This is a genomic window from Delftia sp. S65, assembly GCF_016516495.1.
GTDB classification, from domain to species: Bacteria; Pseudomonadota; Gammaproteobacteria; order Burkholderiales; family Burkholderiaceae_C; genus Comamonas; species Comamonas acidovorans.
The window spans coordinates 1-15,736 of record NZ_JACVUR010000023.1 but is presented as its reverse complement, the minus strand read 5'-3'; the positions used below and the strand labels follow the sequence as shown (position 1 = coordinate 15,736).

At 67.7% G+C, this 15,736-nt stretch carries 11 protein-coding genes and 1 tRNA gene; 7 read left to right on the top strand and 5 right to left on the bottom strand.

All coding sequences use genetic code 11. The features are described from left to right. Nucleotides 1-369: 369 nt before the first annotated feature. On the top strand, nt 370-2,190 hold the full coding sequence (locus IAE24_RS18110; protein ID WP_199960809.1) for a methyl-accepting chemotaxis protein: 1,821 nt from the start codon (nt 370-372) through the stop codon (nt 2,188-2,190). 32 nt (nt 2,191-2,222) lie between these two features. Here the strand turns inward: IAE24_RS18110 and IAE24_RS18105 are convergent, their stop codons facing one another. After that, complete coding sequence (locus IAE24_RS18105) at nt 2,223-3,713, bottom strand: GGDEF domain-containing protein (protein WP_199960810.1); 1,491 nt, start codon at nt 3,711-3,713, stop codon at nt 2,223-2,225. A 661-nt stretch (nt 3,714-4,374) separates the two neighbouring features. Between IAE24_RS18105 and IAE24_RS18100 the strand changes: the two genes are divergently transcribed. Beyond that, entirely contained in the window at nt 4,375-4,854 is a 480-nt protein-coding gene (locus tag IAE24_RS18100) for an Lrp/AsnC family transcriptional regulator (RefSeq protein ID WP_012205315.1), read from the top strand. Between the two features lie 156 nt (nt 4,855-5,010). Further along, a complete protein-coding gene (locus IAE24_RS18095) occupies nt 5,011-7,461 on the top strand; it encodes a penicillin acylase family protein (RefSeq protein ID WP_199960811.1) in 2,451 nt (816 codons plus the stop codon). Between the two features lie 106 nt (nt 7,462-7,567). Here IAE24_RS18095 and selD read toward each other — a convergent pair whose 3' ends face one another. Then, nucleotides 7,568-8,626: a selenide, water dikinase SelD gene (gene selD / locus IAE24_RS18090; protein ID WP_199960812.1), complete on the bottom strand. Its 1,059-nt coding sequence runs from the start codon at nt 8,624-8,626 to the stop codon at nt 7,568-7,570. Nucleotides 8,627-8,740: 114 nt separating this feature from the next. Between selD and IAE24_RS18085 the strand changes: the two genes are divergently transcribed. The 4 genes from IAE24_RS18085 (at nt 8,741) to IAE24_RS18070 (ending at nt 12,036) form a co-directional block, all read left to right on the top strand. Further along, nucleotides 8,741-9,562 carry a GNAT family N-acetyltransferase gene (locus IAE24_RS18085; protein WP_442778737.1) on the top strand — a complete coding sequence of 274 codons (822 nt, stop codon included), beginning with the start codon at nt 8,741-8,743 and terminating at the stop codon, nt 9,560-9,562. Nucleotides 9,563-9,744: 182 nt separating this feature from the next. After that, nucleotides 9,745-10,302, top strand: coding sequence for a YfiR family protein (locus IAE24_RS18080; RefSeq protein WP_199960814.1), 558 nt, complete (start codon nt 9,745-9,747; stop codon nt 10,300-10,302). Then, nucleotides 10,299-11,528, top strand: a complete 1,230-nt coding sequence (locus IAE24_RS18075; RefSeq protein ID WP_013802667.1) for a sensor domain-containing diguanylate cyclase — start codon at nt 10,299-10,301, stop codon at nt 11,526-11,528. Before IAE24_RS18080 ends, IAE24_RS18075 begins: the two co-directional genes overlap by 4 nt. Before the next feature lies 1 nt (nt 11,529). Continuing rightward, nucleotides 11,530-12,036 (top strand): OmpA family protein, encoded by a 507-nt coding sequence (locus IAE24_RS18070; protein ID WP_065345702.1) that lies wholly within the window; start codon nt 11,530-11,532, stop codon nt 12,034-12,036. Between the two features lie 32 nt (nt 12,037-12,068). Here the strand turns inward: IAE24_RS18070 and IAE24_RS18065 are convergent. The 3 genes from IAE24_RS18065 to selA form a co-directional block, all read right to left on the bottom strand. Next, nucleotides 12,069-12,164 (bottom strand) — tRNA-Sec (locus IAE24_RS18065). Between the two features lie 180 nt (nt 12,165-12,344). Next, complete coding sequence (gene selB / locus IAE24_RS18060) at nt 12,345-14,276, bottom strand: selenocysteine-specific translation elongation factor (protein ID WP_199960815.1); 1,932 nt, start codon at nt 14,274-14,276, stop codon at nt 12,345-12,347. Between the two features lie 10 nt (nt 14,277-14,286). Then, a partial coding sequence (gene selA, locus IAE24_RS18055; RefSeq protein ID WP_442778813.1) for an L-seryl-tRNA(Sec) selenium transferase occupies nt 14,287-15,736 on the bottom strand: 1,450 nt, incomplete at its 5' end.

Genomic DNA, 15,736 nt, shown 5'->3' with positions numbered 1-15,736 from the left:
CCAAAAATATGAGGGAGGGAAAAACACAGGGTGCGCGGCGCAAACGGCAGGGTCCTGGAATCAAGGCGCTGGCGTTTGCGACAGAAAAATCCCGCAGCCAGGGCGGCAAGTGTCTGTGTTACAAATTGACACTATAGCACGCATCCTTCAAGCTTGTGACTGGTTCTTGCAAAAGGCTGACGACTGCGGCTTGGGCGGCGCTGCCAGCAATGCAGTGCCTGCGCTAAGGGGCTAGCCAGATGGCTTCTTCGCACGCCAGAAGCAGGCAATTACAAGGGCAAGTACGCACTCTTCGAGCTCTGGCGGCCGATGCGTCTCGGATAGGCTCGGTGGGCATTCACAGCCCTCGTTTTGCCTTCACTACGCATCATGTTTCAAACACTTCGTGCCCGCCTGATCCTCATCTGCGTAGCAATCACCGTGGCCGCGCTGTTCGCGCTGTCCATGGCCACCTTCTGGACGGCGCGCAGCAGCACGCTGTCCGATATCGACGAAAACATCGGCCAGCTCACGCGGGCCCATGCATCCACACTGACCGACTGGGTTCAGGACAAGCAGCGCATCACCGGCTCATTGAAGAAGGCGGTGGACCAGACGGACCCCATCCCCTTCCTGCTGGCCGGCCAGCAGGCTGGCGGCTTCGATGACGCCTATTTCGTCCATGCCGACAAGCGCGCCGTGTTCACCCATCCCATGCCGGAGAACTACGACGGAACCCAGCGCGACTGGTTCAAGCAGGCCGTGCGCGAAGGCCGGCCAGGCGTGACGCCGGCCTATGTCGATGCCAGCACCGGCGAGCTGACCATCAGCTTTGTCGATCCGGTCGGCAGCTCGGGCGCCATCACGGCCGTTGTCGGCACTGATGTGCGGTTGGCCGCCATGTCCAGGAAAGTGGCCGCCATCCGTCCCCAGGAAAAAAGCTTTGCCTTTCTGATTGATGGCGAAGGCCGCCTGCTGGCCTACGCCAAGCCCGAGCTGGCGCTCAAGCCCGCTTCCGCGATTGCCCCTGAACTCGATGCCGCGCTGATCAAGCGCCTGGCCGAGCAGGGCGGCCGCGCCGATCTGGTGCTCGATGGCGAGCCGCAGATGCTCTACGCCGCCAAGGTCGAGGGCACGCCCTGGACGCTGGCCGTGGTGATCGACCGCGCACAGGCCACGGATTCGGTGCGGGCGCTGCTGCAGGTGGCCGCCCTCATCACCGTGCTGTCCGTGCTGGGCGCGGCGGTGCTGCTGACCGTGGCGCTGCGCCGCATGCTCAACCGCCTGGCCGTGGCACGCGATGCGCTGCAGGACATCGCCTCGGGCGAAGGCGATCTGACCCGCCGCCTCACCTCTGCCGGCCGCGATGAGCTGGCGCAGATCGGCCAGTCCTTCAACCAGTTCGTGGACAAGATCGCCACGGTGCTGCTGCGCATTCGCGAGTCGTCGGAATCGGTGCGCATGGCGTCGGCAGAGATTGCGGGTGGCAACCAGGACCTGTCGTCACGCACCGAGCAGCAGGCCAGCTCGCTGGAGCAGACGGCAGCCGCCATGGAGCAGATCACGGCAACCGTGCAGCAGAACGCGGCCAATGCCCGCCAGGCCAGCGAGCTGGCCACCAGCGCCTCGCAGATCGCCACCCAGGGCGGAGAGGCCGTCGGCCAGGTGGTGCAGACCATGGGCGGCATCGAGGCCTCCGCACGCAAGATCGAAAGCATCATCGGCGTGATCGACTCCATTGCCTTCCAGACCAACATCCTCGCGCTGAACGCGGCGGTGGAAGCGGCGCGCGCCGGCGAGCAGGGTCGGGGCTTTGCCGTGGTCGCCAGCGAGGTGCGCACGCTGGCGCAACGCAGCGCCACGGCGGCCAGGGAGATCAAGGCGCTGATCGATGATTCCGTGGGCCAGATCGACACGGGCAGCCGCCTGGTGCGCAATGCGGGCACCACCATCGACCAGGCCGTGGACGGCGTGCGCAAGCTCAGCACGCTGGTGGCCGAGATCAGCAACGCCAGCCAGGAGCAAAGCCGTGGCATTGCCGAGGTGGGCAGCGCCATCGGCCAGATGGACCAGGTCACGCAGCAGAACGCTGCCCTGGTGGAAGAGGTCACGGCCGCAGCGCAGTCGCTGCAGCAGCAGGCGGTGCAGCTGGCGCAGGCCGTGGCGGGCTTCAAGCTCGACGAAGGAAACGGCGCCCGCCGCCTGCGCTGAGCGCTGGCAAAACGCCGAGGCGGTGCCTGGTGTCAGGCCGCTTTGGCGCCCCCGGAATGCTCGCAGGCAAAGGCCGGTGAGTCGGCCTCGCCCGGCTGCTCGCCGGCCACGAAGTAGCGGTCGCGGCCGCTGGCCTTGGCCTGGTACAGCGCGGTATCGGCCATGCGCAGCAAGGCACTCAAACCCAGCGGTGGGTAGGCCATGTTCGTGCAGCCTATGCCAATGCTCAGCGTGGGGCAGATGGCTGCGCCATCGTTCATGTCGATGCGAATTTCGCGCGTGGCCTCGCACAGCCGCTGGGCCACGGCTCTGGCCGTGACGCAGTCGGCACCGGGCAGCAGCACCGCAAACTCCTCGCCGCCCAGGCGGCCTATGAGTTCATGCGGGCGCAGCGCCTGCGACAGGCGGGCCGAGACTTCCTGCAGCACCCGGTCGCCGGCGGCATGGCCATGGCGGTCGTTGATGTGCTTGAAGTGGTCCAGGTCGAGCATCAGCATGGCGCCTGACTGGCGCTCGCGCTGCAGGCGCTCCAGCGTGCGCTGTGCGCGCTCCAGAAAGCTGGTGCGTGCCAGCAGTCCGGTCAGCGCATCGTGGTTCACTGCATGGCGCAGCTTGCTGAGCATGTCCTTGAAAGCCATGAGCGTGCAGGCCACGGCCAGCGGGCCGATCGACAGCATGGCCAGACCCAGGCGGAAGGAGAACGTCGTCTCCAGTTCGGTGCCGGGCGAGCTGAACAACACATGGGAAAACGTGGCCAGCTTGATGGCACAGCTGACCAGGTTGAGCAGGGCGACCACGAACAGCCGATAGCGCATGGCGCACAGCAGCATGGCCGGCATGGTGAGCGACAGCGCGCCTGGTCCGCCCAGGTAGATGGCAATGGATTCGGAAATCGCCAGGGCAAGCAGCGGCAGCAAGGCCTGCGCCGTTTGTTTGAATGGCTGGCTGCGCCAGGACAGCGGCTCCAGCTTTGCCGGAAGGCTCAGCAGCACAGGTAGCAACAGGGTCATGTGCATCAACTCGCTGCTGAACCACATGGCCATCATGGGCTGCCAGGGCCAATGCATGAGATGGTGCATGCCCGCCGAGCCCAGCACGGCTCCGACCACGCTCACCAGCAGGCTGCACATCACCAGGTGCAGCACCGAGGAAGGGGAGCGCATCTGCTGCACCCGCTGCGGCAGGCGCCGCATCATCACCCAGCCGCAGGCCACAGCGGCCAGGTCGGCAAAGGTCAGCCACAGGGTCTGGTCCAGCGGACTGCCGGAAAGCCATTCGGCCAGCGCCATGGCAATGGCGGCAGCCGTCCAGCCGTGTCTATGGCTGTAGGCAGGGCTGCGAAGCATCCAGCCCAGGAGCAGGGCGTTGGACAGCCACAGGGACGACAGATGCCCCGGAGAGCGCAGGCCCAGCGCCACGGCCGAGCACAGGAACAGCACCCCGCCCAGCACAAAGCTGTCCCGCCAGGGCGTTGCAGCTTGTGGAAGGCTCCACGGATCTCCGGATGCGGCGCGATGTGACATATGTCTCCCCTGTGGAGACCGAATGGAGGCACCGGACTCTGCGCGCGTTCGTCGGGCATGGCGGCCATGCCCTTGTCATGGTGGTGAACGAGCGGCCCGGCGGGCAGCGGGAACAGGAAATCCTCCTCGGGGCAGATCAGACAAGAGGTGCGGGGTAACTTGAGTACACAAAATTTACGCCTGTGGGGCCAATCTAGCGGAAATGCATGTATTTGCAAGTACTGATCCATCTTGCATACGGCAGCTATGAAAGCGTTTCGCAGGCGCCGGTACGCCCGATCAGCGCTGCCTCAAGTGGCAGCGGTGCGCCTGGAGCAGCTTTTGTGAAGGAAAGATGGGGTGCATGCTAATGATTCATGCGGTTCCGTAGTCAAGTCCCTGCGTGGTCCCTGCGTCCTATTGCATCAAGAATTTGTAATTAGTTACTTTTGTTTCTGATGAATATCCCAAGAGCTGGTGGTGCCAGCTGGGGCGGCTGCCGTCTGGCGAGGGTTGGAGAGGCGTTCCAGCCGCCGCGGTACCAGGAAAAGTGCAACTCCTGTCGATAGAACGACGATGCGCAACGCATAAAATCGCCGGATTGGGGGAGATCTCTGCCGAAATGTGGAACCACATCCGGGCAGCCTCCATGGGTGCTTGCCGTTGAAATCCAGGGAACCGCATGGAATACCGTCTTGATGAAACCGACCGCCAGCTGCTGCGTCTGCTGCAGACCAATGCACGGGCTTCCACCGCACATCTGGCTCGGCAGATGAATCTGGCGCGCACCACGGTGGTGGCGCGCATTGCCAGGCTGGAGCAAGAGGGCGTGATCGCTGGCTACGGCGTGCGCCTGGGCGCACGCGTGGAGCAGTCTGCCGTGCGGGCGTATTGCGGCATCCGCGTGCAGCCCAAGACGGCCACGTTGGTCATGCAGGCGCTCAACCGCTTCACCGAGGTCGAGGAGGTCTCTGCCGTCAGCGGCCAGTACGACTACATGGTGTTCGTGCGCTGCGAGAGCAATGAAAAGCTCGATGCGCTGCTGGACCGCATCGGCCTGATCGACGGCATTCAGCAGACCTATACCTCGGTGGTGCTCAGCCGCAAGATCGACCGGCGCACGACGGCGGCCCTGAGCCAGCCGGGCGAATCCGCTGCCTGACGGGCGCGCTGCAGCCCTTGCAACCACTGTCGGGTCTCTGACATCTGCTAGTGAAACTGCCGGGTAGGCAGTCCCTTGCGGCCCTCCTATGCTGTTGTGGGCCCCCGTACAAATAGGGGCCTTTCTTTGTGTACGCATAACACCAGGAGACAAAGCATGTACCCAGCGGTTCGCAGTGGATGGAAGCCCCTGTCATTGATTTGCCTGGCCGCCTTGGCGGCCTGCGGCGGTTCGGGCGACGGCTCCAGCAGCAAGTACAGCGCGGAGATCCGCCGCACGGAAATGGGCATTCCGCACATCAAGGCCAAGGACTGGACGGGCCTGGGCTATGGCGCCGGCTATGCCCAGGCGCAGGACAACCTGTGCACCATGGCCGACTCCTTCCTGACGTACCGCGGGGAGCGCTCGCGCTACCTTGGCGGCGATGCCCAGGCCGTCTACGACAGCACCATCGACCGGCCGCGCAATCTCGACTCGGACTTCTTCTTCCGCCATGTCGTCTCCGATGACGCCGTGGCCGCCATGATCCAGGCCCAGCCGGACAAGCTCAAGCAACTGGTCGATGGCTTCGTGGCCGGCTACAACCGCGTGGTGCGCGAGACCCCGGCCGGGGCCAAGACCAATGCGGCCTGCGCGGGCCAGCCGTGGGTGCAGGCTATCACCGCGCAGGACATCTGGCGGCGCATGTACACGGCCAATCTGGCCGGCGGCTACAGCAACTTCGTCGCCCAGATCGCCAATGCCGTGCCGCCTGCAGCGGCTGCGGCAGCAACTGCCTCGGCCAGGCCGGCGAAGGCCCGGCCGGCCGCGACACAGCTGGCCGCGCTCAAGCCGGGGCAGGTGGTGGCGCCATCGTTCCAGGTGGGCGGCACCACGGGCATCGGCAGCAACATGTACGGCTTTGGCCAGCAGGCCACGGGCGGCGGCAGCAGCGTGCTGTTCGGCAATCCGCACTGGTACTGGAAGGGGCCGGACCGCTTCTATCAATCGCAGCTCACGATCCCCGGCGAGATCGATGTCAGTGGCGCAAGCTTTCTGGGCATCCCGATGGTGCTGATCGGCTTCAACAACGACGTGGCCTGGAGCCACACCGTGTCCACGGCGCGGCGCTTCGGCCTGTTCATGTACCAGCTGGCGCCCAATGATCCGACCCGCTATGTGCGTGACGGCAAGACCGAGGCCATGCAGGCCAGCAAGATCACCGTGAGCGTGCGCAATGCCTCCGGCGGGCAGGACCAGGTCACGCGCACGCTGTACAAGACCGTGCACGGCCCGGTGGTCAACCTGGGCGCCATGGACCCGGCGCTGGGCTGGACCACGCAGAGCGTGTTCGCCATCCGCGACATCAACGCCTACAACTACCGCACCTTCCGCAACTGGCTGCGCTGGAACCAGGCCAAGTCGCTGGACGAGTTCATCCGCATCCAGAAGGAGGAGTCGGCCATTCCCTGGGTCAACACCGTGGCCGCAGGGCGCGGCAATGCCCAGGTCTGGTATGCCGACATAGGCGCCGTGCCCAACGTGCCGCCCGCGCAATTGCAGGCCTGTGCCACGCCCGCCTCGGCCGCCATCAACGCGGCGCTGCCCCAGGTGCCGGTGCTGGCCGGTGGCAGCAGCCAGTGCGACTGGAGTTCGGATGCGGATTCGGTGCAGGCGGGCGCCATCGGCCCCGCACGTATGCCCAATTTGCTGCGCAGCGACTACGTGGGCAACATGAATGACAGCTACTGGCTGTCCAATGCCTCGGCGCCGCTGACCGGCTATCCGGCCATCTTCGGCTCCACCTCTTCTGCCCAGAGCCTGCGCACGCGCCTGGGCCACACCATGGCGCTGCAGCGGCTGGCGGGCACGGACGGCTACCCGGGCAAGCTGGCCACCAGCGACATCGTGCGCCAGATGGTGCTGGACAGCCGTGTCTACAGCGCGCGCTTCAAGGACGAGGCATTGGCCCAGGTCTGTCCAGGCCCCGTGTCCTCGGCGGGTGAAACGGTGGACGTATCGGCTGCCTGCACGGCGCTGCAGGCCTGGGACGGCACGGGCACGGCGGCATCCAGGGGCTCCCATGTCTGGGATGAGTTCTGGAAGCGCGTGGCCAGCCAGATCAAATCGGCCGACCTGTATGCCGTGCCCTTTGATGCGGCCGACCCCGTCAACACGCCGCGTGGCATCAAGCCCACTGCCAAGGCGGCGCTGCAAAAGGCGTTCGCCGAAGCAGTGAAGGCCGTGCAGGCCAGCGGCTTTGCCATGGATGCGGCGCGCGGCACCGTGCTGTTCTCGCAGCGCGGCGGCGAGAAGATCGCGCTGTATGGCGGCTGCGGCGAGGTGGGCTACTTCACCATCACCTGCTCGGAAAACAAGATAGAGCAGGGCGGCTACAGCATGGATGGCCAGCCGCACGGCAACAGCTACATGCAGGTGGTGAGCTTCCCGTCAGCCGGTGTGGAGGCCCATACCTTCCTGACCTTCTCGCTGTCGGACGACCCGGCCTCGGCCCACTACGTGGACTACACCAAGGCCTACGGCGCGCGCCAATGGCTCAAGCTGCCGTTCACCGACAGCGCCATCCAGGCCAGCCCGGCCTACAAGACGCAGACCGTGAGCGAGTGAAGCAACCTGTGACCCGGTGACGGGCCGCCGGTTCGCTGGCGGCTCGCCGGGAGTGCAAAAAGCGACGGGGGCCGAGGCCCCCGTTGCTTTTGGAATGCGCTGGCCGTCAGTCCACGATGACGCGCGGCTCGCCCGCCTCCATGCGGCCGACGATGGCGGCACTGCCAAAGCCCTGCTCGGCAAACAGTGCAAGCACCTGATCGGCAACATCCGGCGCGCAGGACACGAGCAGGCCGCCCGAGGTCTGCGGATCGGTCAGCAGCGCGCGCTGCGCATCGGTGATGCCGGCGCCCAGCGCAATCTGCGCGCCATAAGAGGCCCAGTTGCGGCCCGAGGCGCCCGTGATGACGCCCTGCTCGGCAAAGCCCTGCACCGTGGGCAGCACGGGCAGGCTGCGGCTGTCGATGCGTGCCGTCAGGCCCGCGCCGCGTGCCAGTTCCAGGCCGTGGCCCAGCAGGCCGAAGCCCGTCACATCGGTCAGCGCGTGCACGCCGTCCATCTTGCCCAGCGCCGTGCCGGGGCGGTTGAGCAGGGTGGTTGCTTCCACCATGGCGCGGTAGCCGGCCCCGTCCAGCAGGTTCTTCTTGAGTGCGGCCGACAGAATGCCCACGCCCAGCGGCTTGCCCAGGATCAGCACGTCGCCGGCCCTGGCGTCGGCATTGCGCTTCATCTGGCGGGGGTTGACGATGCCGATGCCGACCAGGCCGTAGATGGGCTCGACCGAGTCGATGGAGTGGCCCCCGGCCAGCGGAATGCCGGCATCGCGGCAGACCGATTCGCCACCTTCCAGGATCTTGGCAATGGTGTCGTGCGGCAGCACATTGATGGGCATGCCCACGATGGCCAGGGCCATCAGGGGCTGGCCGCCCATGGCGTAGATGTCGGACAGCGCATTCGTCGCGGCGATGCGGCCGAAGTCATACGGGTCGTCCACGATGGGCATGAAGAAGTCCGTGGTCGCCACGATGGCCTGCTCGTCGTTGATGCGGTAGACGGCGGCGTCGTCGGCGGTCTCCGTGCCCACCAGCAAGTCCGGGAAGAACTGCTTGGGCAGCGCGCTCTTGCCGATCAGCTCCGCCAGCAGGCCCGGCGCGATCTTGCAGCCGCAGCCGCCGCCATGGGACAGCGAGGTGAGTCGGGGGGCTTGGGAGGTGTCTGTGGTCATGGAGCAATCCGGCGATCGGCGGCGATCGCAGTAGTGGGAAAGAGTGCCTGCCGCCAGCGCGGCAGCGCGCCATATTATGGGCGGGCACGGCGGGCGGCCATGGTACAAGCGGGCATGTCCAAGTCTTTCACTCATGACCGCGCATCCGTGGAATGCGATCCCGAGACGGTGGTGGGCGTGGAGCAGCGCGGCTTCAACGCCTGGCCAGCCCAGCGCACCGTGCTCTGCGGCGACTGGCTGCTGCGCGCTGCGCAGGGCCATACCAAGCGCGCCAACTCGGCCAATGCCCAGCAGCCCGGCGCCCGTCTTGGCGCCTTGCTGCCGCAGATCGAGGCCTTCTACGAGCGCCAGGGCCTGCCTGCCATCTTTCGCCTCTCGCCCCTGGCAAGTCCCGATGCAGATGCGCAGTTGGCGCAGGCCGGCTACCTGCTGGCCGACCCTTCCCTGGTGATGCGTGCCGCATTGACGGACATGGCGCCGCCAGCGAACGACCAGGGCTGGACCCTTGCCATTCAAGCCCAGCCTGGCATGGCCTGGCTGCAGGGCTTTGCCGAGGCCGGCGCCGTGCCGGAGCAGCACAGGCAGGCGCACCACCATATGCTGCAGTCCATTGCCTGGCCCGCCGCATTTGCTTCGCTGCAAGTGGGCGGTGGAGTGGGCGGCGAGGTGGGCGGCGAGGTGGCCGGGTTTGGCCTGGCCGTCGTGGAGCGCGGCTGCGTGGGCCTGTATGACATCGTCATCACGCCTGCGCTGCGCGGCCAGGGACTGGGCCGGGCGTTGGTGCATGGCCTGATGGACTGGGGGCAGACACAGGGAGCGCAATGGGCCGAACTGCAGGTGCGTGCGCCCAACATGGTGGCGCGCGGGCTGTATGAAAGCCTGGGCTTTCAGGCACTCTACGGCTATCACTACCGGCTGCCTGCCTCTGCGCTTTGATGTGTTGCCGCATTGGCCCATCACGGGCGCCCCGGCGTGACAGTCCCGGCGGCCCGATGGGGTCGATATGTGAAAAAATGCTTCAGTGCGCCAGCGTGGCGCAATGCATGGATATTCCGTTCAAGGAGCCTTGGTTGGCAGCTCGCACACATCGCATACATCAAACACACCGCAGGTGGGGCATGGATTGCAGGATCAAAGGCCTGTCTGCCGGGGCCTGGCTGGTCGTGGGTCTGCTGGCCTTGCAGGCCGGGCTGGTGGGGCCGGCACATGCGGAGCCGGCGGCCGATGAGCATGAGCTGGGGGTGACCCGCACCGTCGTAGGCATCCTGGGCTACACGCGCTGGCCCACGGAAAGCCCCGTGCTGCGGCTGTGCGTGGTGGGCTCCACCGAATATGCCGACGACCTGCTCAATGGCGCCCCGCAGACCGTGGGCAGCCAGCGGCTGGAAGTGCGGCGCGTGGTGCCCGTCGATGCGCGCGCCCTGGTCGAATGCGAGGGCATCTATGCCGGCCAGCTCGATGAGGCTGCCTGGCGCAAGCTCATGGAGCAACTGGCGGGGCGGCCGCTGCTGACCATCAGCGAGCGGGGCGAGCTGTGCCGCATCGGCGCCATGTTCTGCCTGCGCCGCCGTGGCGAGGGCGCGGGCTTCGAGGTCAGCCTCGACTCCGTGGCCCGCAGCGGCCTGCGTGTCAATCCCAAGGTGCTGCAACTGGCGCGCCACAGGACCTTGCCATGAAGTTGTCCCTGTCCGGCAATGCCTCCCTGCGCAACGTGATCCGCCGCGCGCACCTGCGCATGGCGGCGGTGGCAATCGCGCTGGCGGGGGCGCTGCTGCTCATCGTCGGCGTGGCCACCCTGCGCCTGTACCTGTCCAACAACCTGCATCTGGTGGCCCGTTCGCTGGCCTATACGGTCGAGGCATCGCTGGTCTTCGGGGACCGCGACGAGGCCGCCCGCGTGCTGGACCAGCTGCTGCGCGGAGAAGGCGTGGCCCACGCCGAGGTCTTCGATGCCGAGGGCCGCCCGTTCGTGCGGTGGTCGGGCCATGGTGGCTCGGCGCTGTCCAGCATCGGGGAGCTGCTGGCCGTGGGCATTGGCCTGCCGCGCGCCGAGGCCGATGTGCGCCAGGACGGCAGGCTGGTCGGCAGTGTGCAGCTGGCCAGCGATGGCGTGGGCCTGGTCCGCTTCCTGGGCGCAGGTTTCATCGTGCTGGTGCTGTGCGTGGGTGTCAGCGGCTATGTGGGCCTGCGCCAGTCGCGCCGCATGCTGCGCGACATTGCCGAGCCGCTGCAGCAGCTGGCGCGCGTGGCCCGGGCTGTGCGCCATGACCGATCCATGGACCAGCGCGTGCCGCTGGCGCGCATTGCCGAGCTGCGCGAGTTGGGCGACAACTTCAACGCCCTGCTGGCCGAGCTGCAGACGCGCCATGAGCGGCTGCAGCAGCAAAATTCGGCCCTGGAGCGGCAGGCTTCGCGCGACAGCCTCACGGGGCTGGCCAACCGCCTGCATTTCGAGCAGCGACTGCAGCAGGCGCTGGACAGTGCGGCGGAGAGCGGGCAGAAGTTGGCCGTGCTGTTTCTGGACAACGACCGCTTCAAGCAGGTCAACGATGCCTACGGCCATGCCGTGGGCGATGTGCTGCTCAAGGCGGTGGGCGCCCGGCTGCGCTCGCAGGTGCGCGAGACCGACCTGGTCGCCCGCCTGGGTGGCGACGAATTCGCCATCCTGCTCTATCCCATCGGCGGCGGTGGCGACGCGCAGATGGTGCAGGACAAGATAGAGGCCGCCATGCGCGAGCCTCTGGTCGTTGGCGACGGCGTGGTGCTGCAGCCTTCGGTCAGCGCGGGCGTCGCCCTTTTTCCCAAGCATGGCCAGAGCATGGAGACGCTGATGCGCCATGCAGACCAGGCCATGTACCAGGCCAAGGCCATGCGCCAGGCCGAACGAATCACAGGAGGATGACATGTTGAAACGACGGAGCTGGATCCGGATGTGCGGCGCAGGTGCGGCCGCAGTGCTGGCCCTTGCGCTGGCAGGTTGCCAGACGGTGCCGCAGGCGCCGGCCAAGGCGCCGGGGCTGACCGAAGAACAGCAGCAGTTGCTGCGCAGCCAGGGTTTTGCGCAGGCAGACCAGGGCTGGGAGCTGCAGATGTCGGGCAAGCTGCTGTTCGGCTTTGATTCGGCCGAAGTCGGCGCCCAGGCGCGCACCAAGGTGCTGGAGCTGGGCCGTGCCCTCAAGGGCGTGGGCATCGAGCGGCTGCGCGTGGAAGGCCATACGGACGATCGCGGCAGCGATGCCTACAACATGCGCCTGTCGCTGCGCCGCGCAGAGGCCGTGGCCGATGTGCTGGCCGAAGCTGGCCTGGCGCGCCAGGATATCGAGGTCAAGGGCCTGGGCCGCGCCATGCCCGTGGTGCCCAGCGATGCGGCGGAGAACCGCCGCGTGGCCATCGTCGTGCCCTTGCAATAGCCGTAACCTGGCTGGAATCAGAGTCGGGGGATTGGCGGAAAGCAGCAGGAGTCGAACCTACCCAGGAGCGGCTGACGCCCCTGACCGGGTTTGAAGCCCGGGCGCACCACCGGGTGCGTATGCTTTCCTTCTGGCTTGAAGCTCCCCCTGAGCGGCTTACGCCGCTTCCCCCTCTCTACCCGCTTCGCGGGGGAGGGGGACGACACCCTTGCGGCGGGGCGGCCCTTGCTCGGTGTCTCTCGCCTTGGGCCGCGCCGGTTGCTGGCGCCGTGGCGAAGCAAAGCTCGCCATTGTAGCGGCCCCTTGCCTCAGATTCTTGCTGTGGCACCAGTGGTCCACTGCACATCGGGGCGCAGCAGGTGGGCGTCGCGCAGGCGGCGGGTGTAGCCGATGCGGTCGAAGAATTCGAGGATCTGGATGGCGCGTTTGCGGCCCAGGCCGGTGGCGTCGCGGAAGGCGTGGGCCTGGATTTCGGCGTTGGGGGTGGAGGAGGCCAACTCGCGGACCAGGGCCGCGAGTTCGTCCATGCGGGCTGCCGTGTAGAACAGGTCCTTTGTGACTTGGAACAATTGGCCCTGGCGTGCGAGCTTGCGCAGCAGCTGGCGCACGGTTTCCTCTCCGGTGGCGCTGTCGCGGGCCAGGTCGCGCACCCAGGGCGGGTCGTAGCGGCCGGCCTCGATGGCGGGCAGCAGTTTCTGGGCGATCTGCTTTTCACTGTCCGACAGCTGCACGCTGTGGCCGGGCAGGTGCAGCCAGGCGCCGCTGGCGGCCAGGCTGCCGTCCTGCAGCAGGGCTTGCAGCAGGCCCTTCCACAGCGCGTCATGCCCTGCATGTACCAGGCCCGACAGTGCCATGCGGCGCAGGCGTGCGGCGTTCACGCCGGGCTCGTCGGGGCTTTTGTCGTGGAAGCGCGCCATGCTGTCCAGCACCTGGTTGCGCAGCTGCTGCAAGCGTGCCTCGCCCAGCAGCAGCGTATCGCCCTCGGCCAGGGGGAGGCGGTGCAGGCGGGCATCCGTGGCCACCGATGCGCGGCCCGTCAGGCGCATGAGCTGCGAAGTGGCAATGCCGTGCGCCGCGCCTTGCACCAGCGCGCTGGCGTCCCCGGTGGCAATCAGCGATTCCAGCGCCTGCAGATAGGCCGTGCGCTCGGGGCTGCGGCGCTTGCGTGCGGGTGCAAAGGGGTCGATGACGCTGCCGCCGGCAATGGTGCGGCTGGCCTGGGCATTGCGCACGATGAGCCGGTCGCCGGGTTGGGCATGTACGGGCATGTCCAGCACCAGTTGGACGATGGCCTGTTCGCCCGGGCCCAGCGGCTGGTCCTGCAGCAGGGCCACGTGGGCCGTGCAGCGCGCCGTACCGATGTGCACATGCACAGGCGTCCATTGGGCCAGTGATGGCGCATCGGCCAGCAGTTGCAGGCGCACGTCGATCCGGTCGCTGGCCTGCAGCAGCCGTGCGTCGGCGATCCAGTCGCCGCGCGTGATGGCTTCCTTGGCAATGCCCGACAGGTTGAGCGCGCAGCGCTGGCCGGCCAGGCCCTGTTCGCTGGCCTGGTTCTGGGCATGCAGGCTGCGCACGCGCACCTCGGTGCCCGAGGCCGAGTGCACCAGCGTGTCGCCCACCTTCACCTGCCCGCCGAACACGGTGCCCGTGACCACGGTGCCCTGGCCCGGCAGCGTGAAGCTGCGGTCCACGGCCAGGCGGAACAGCCCGTCGCTGGCCCGCGCGGGAATGGACTGGGCGCGCGCCATGAGGTGATCGCGCAACTGCGCCACGCCTGCGTCGTCAGGCAGGGCTGCCGCGGTAGGGAAGACCGGCGCGCCTGCCAGTGGCGTGGGGGCCAGCAGGGCCCCGATCTCGGCCCGCACCTGCTGCAGCCGCTCGGGCGTGGCGCGGTCGGCCTTGGTCAGGGCCACGGTGGCTTCGCGCACGCCCAGCAGCTGCAGGATGTCCAGGTGCTCGCGCGTCTGCGGCATGACGCCGTCGTCGGCCGCCACCACCAGCAGGGCGTGGTCTATGCCCACGGCGCCTGCGGCCATGGTGTGCACGAATTTTTCGTGGCCGGGCACGTCGATGATGCCCAGCACCTCGCCATTGGGCAGCGGCGTGTAGGCATAGCCCAGCTCGATGGAGATGCCGCGCGCCTTCTCTTCCTTGAGGCGGTCGGTGTCCACGCCCGTGAGCGCGCGCACCAGGGTGGTCTTGCCGTGGTCGATGTGGCCGGCGGTGCCGATGATCATGCGTTCGTCCTCAGGCGATGTGCAGCAGCGGCAGCTGTTCGGTGAAGGCAGGCTCGTCGGCCGCTTCCAGGCAGCGCAGGTCCAGCCACAGAGCGTCGTCATGCAGCCGGCCGATGACGGGGCGGGGCAGGCTGCGCAGGCCGGCCTCCAGCTGGGTGAGCTGGCGGCCGGCCTGGCGACCGTCGGCCGGATGCAGGCGCAGGCCCCAGCTGGGCAGGTTTTCCACGGGCAGGGCGCCGCTGCCGATCTGGCTGTTCATCTCGGCGGTTTCCACCACATAGCGGCTGCCCAGCGCCTGCTGCACCAGCGGCTGCAGGGCCTGCGCGCGTGCCTGCATGTCGGCCTGGGGGCGCGTGAACAGGCGCAGCGTGGTCAGGCGCTCGGCCAGCTTTTCGGGATGCAGGTACAGGCGCAGCGTGGGCTCCAGCGCGGCCAGGGTGAGCTTGCTCACGCGCAGTGCGCGCTTGAGCGGGTGTTTCTTGATGCGGGCGATCAGGTCCTTGCGGCCCACGATCAGGCCGGCCTGCGGGCCGCCCAGCAGCTTGTCGCCGCTGAAGGTGACGATGTCGGCGCCTGACTCGATGGTCTCGCGCACCGTGACCTCGTAGGGCAGGCCCCATTCGCGCAGATCGACCAGGGTGCCGCTGCCCAGGTCCACCACCATCTGCAGGCCGTGCGCATGGGCAATGGATGCCACCTCCGCGTCGCTCACGGCCTTGGTGAAGCCGGTGATGGCGTAGTTGCTGCAATGCACCTTCATGAGCAGGCCGGTGTGTTCGCCGACAGCGCCTTCGTAGTCGCGCGCATGGGTTCGGTTGGTGGTGCCCACCTCGACCAGAGTGGCGCCTGCGCGCGTCATCACGTCGGGAATGCGGAAGGCCCCGCCGATCTCCACCAGCTCGCCGCGCGAGACGATGACCTCGCGCCCGGCCGCCAGCGTGGCCAGGGTCAGCAGCACGGCGGCGGCGTTGTTGTTGACGACGGTGCAGGCCTCGGCGCCCGTGAGTTCGCAGACCAGGGATTCGATCAGGTCGTCGCGGTCGCCACGGCCGCCGTCTTCCAGGTCGTACTCCAGGTTGGCCGGCGCCGTCATGGCGGCCACCACGGCGTCCACCGCCTCCTGCGGCAGCAGGGCGCGGCCCAGGTTGGTGTGCAGCACCGTGCCCGTGAGGTTGAAGACCGTGCGCAGCCGGGGCGCAAAGCGCCTCGCCAGGCGCAGGCCGGCCGCCTGGACCACCTCAGTGATGCCGGGCGCGCCTGCATCGGGCTCGCCGGACCGCAGCCGCTCCTGCGCATCGGCTCGCATCTGCGCCAGGGATTCGCGCACGGCCTGGGTGCAGGCATCGAGGCCGTGGCGCTCGCGCAGCGCGAGCATGTCGGCGCTCAGCAGCACCTTGTCCACGGCAGGCAGGCGCAGCGCGGACGGGGCAGGGCAGGCGGCAGGGGAGGCGGCAGAGGGG

Coding starts and splice junctions, on each gene's coding strand:
- IAE24_RS18070 (WP_065345702.1), top strand. CDS start 11,530: ATGTTGAAACGACGGAGCTGGATCCGGATGTGCGGCGCAGGTGCGGCC.
- IAE24_RS18080 (WP_199960814.1), top strand. CDS start 9,745: ATGGATTGCAGGATCAAAGGCCTGTCTGCCGGGGCCTGGCTGGTCGTG.
- selD (WP_199960812.1), bottom strand. CDS start 8,626: ATGACCACAGACACCTCCCAAGCCCCCCGACTCACCTCGCTGTCCCAT.
- IAE24_RS18110 (WP_199960809.1), top strand. CDS start 370: ATGTTTCAAACACTTCGTGCCCGCCTGATCCTCATCTGCGTAGCAATC.
- selB (WP_199960815.1), bottom strand. CDS start 14,276: ATGATCATCGGCACCGCCGGCCACATCGACCACGGCAAGACCACCCTG.
- IAE24_RS18075 (WP_013802667.1), top strand. CDS start 10,299: ATGAAGTTGTCCCTGTCCGGCAATGCCTCCCTGCGCAACGTGATCCGC.
- IAE24_RS18085 (WP_442778737.1), top strand. CDS start 8,741: ATGTCCAAGTCTTTCACTCATGACCGCGCATCCGTGGAATGCGATCCC.
- IAE24_RS18105 (WP_199960810.1), bottom strand. CDS start 3,713: ATGTCACATCGCGCCGCATCCGGAGATCCGTGGAGCCTTCCACAAGCT.
- IAE24_RS18095 (WP_199960811.1), top strand. CDS start 5,011: ATGTACCCAGCGGTTCGCAGTGGATGGAAGCCCCTGTCATTGATTTGC.
- IAE24_RS18100 (WP_012205315.1), top strand. CDS start 4,375: ATGGAATACCGTCTTGATGAAACCGACCGCCAGCTGCTGCGTCTGCTG.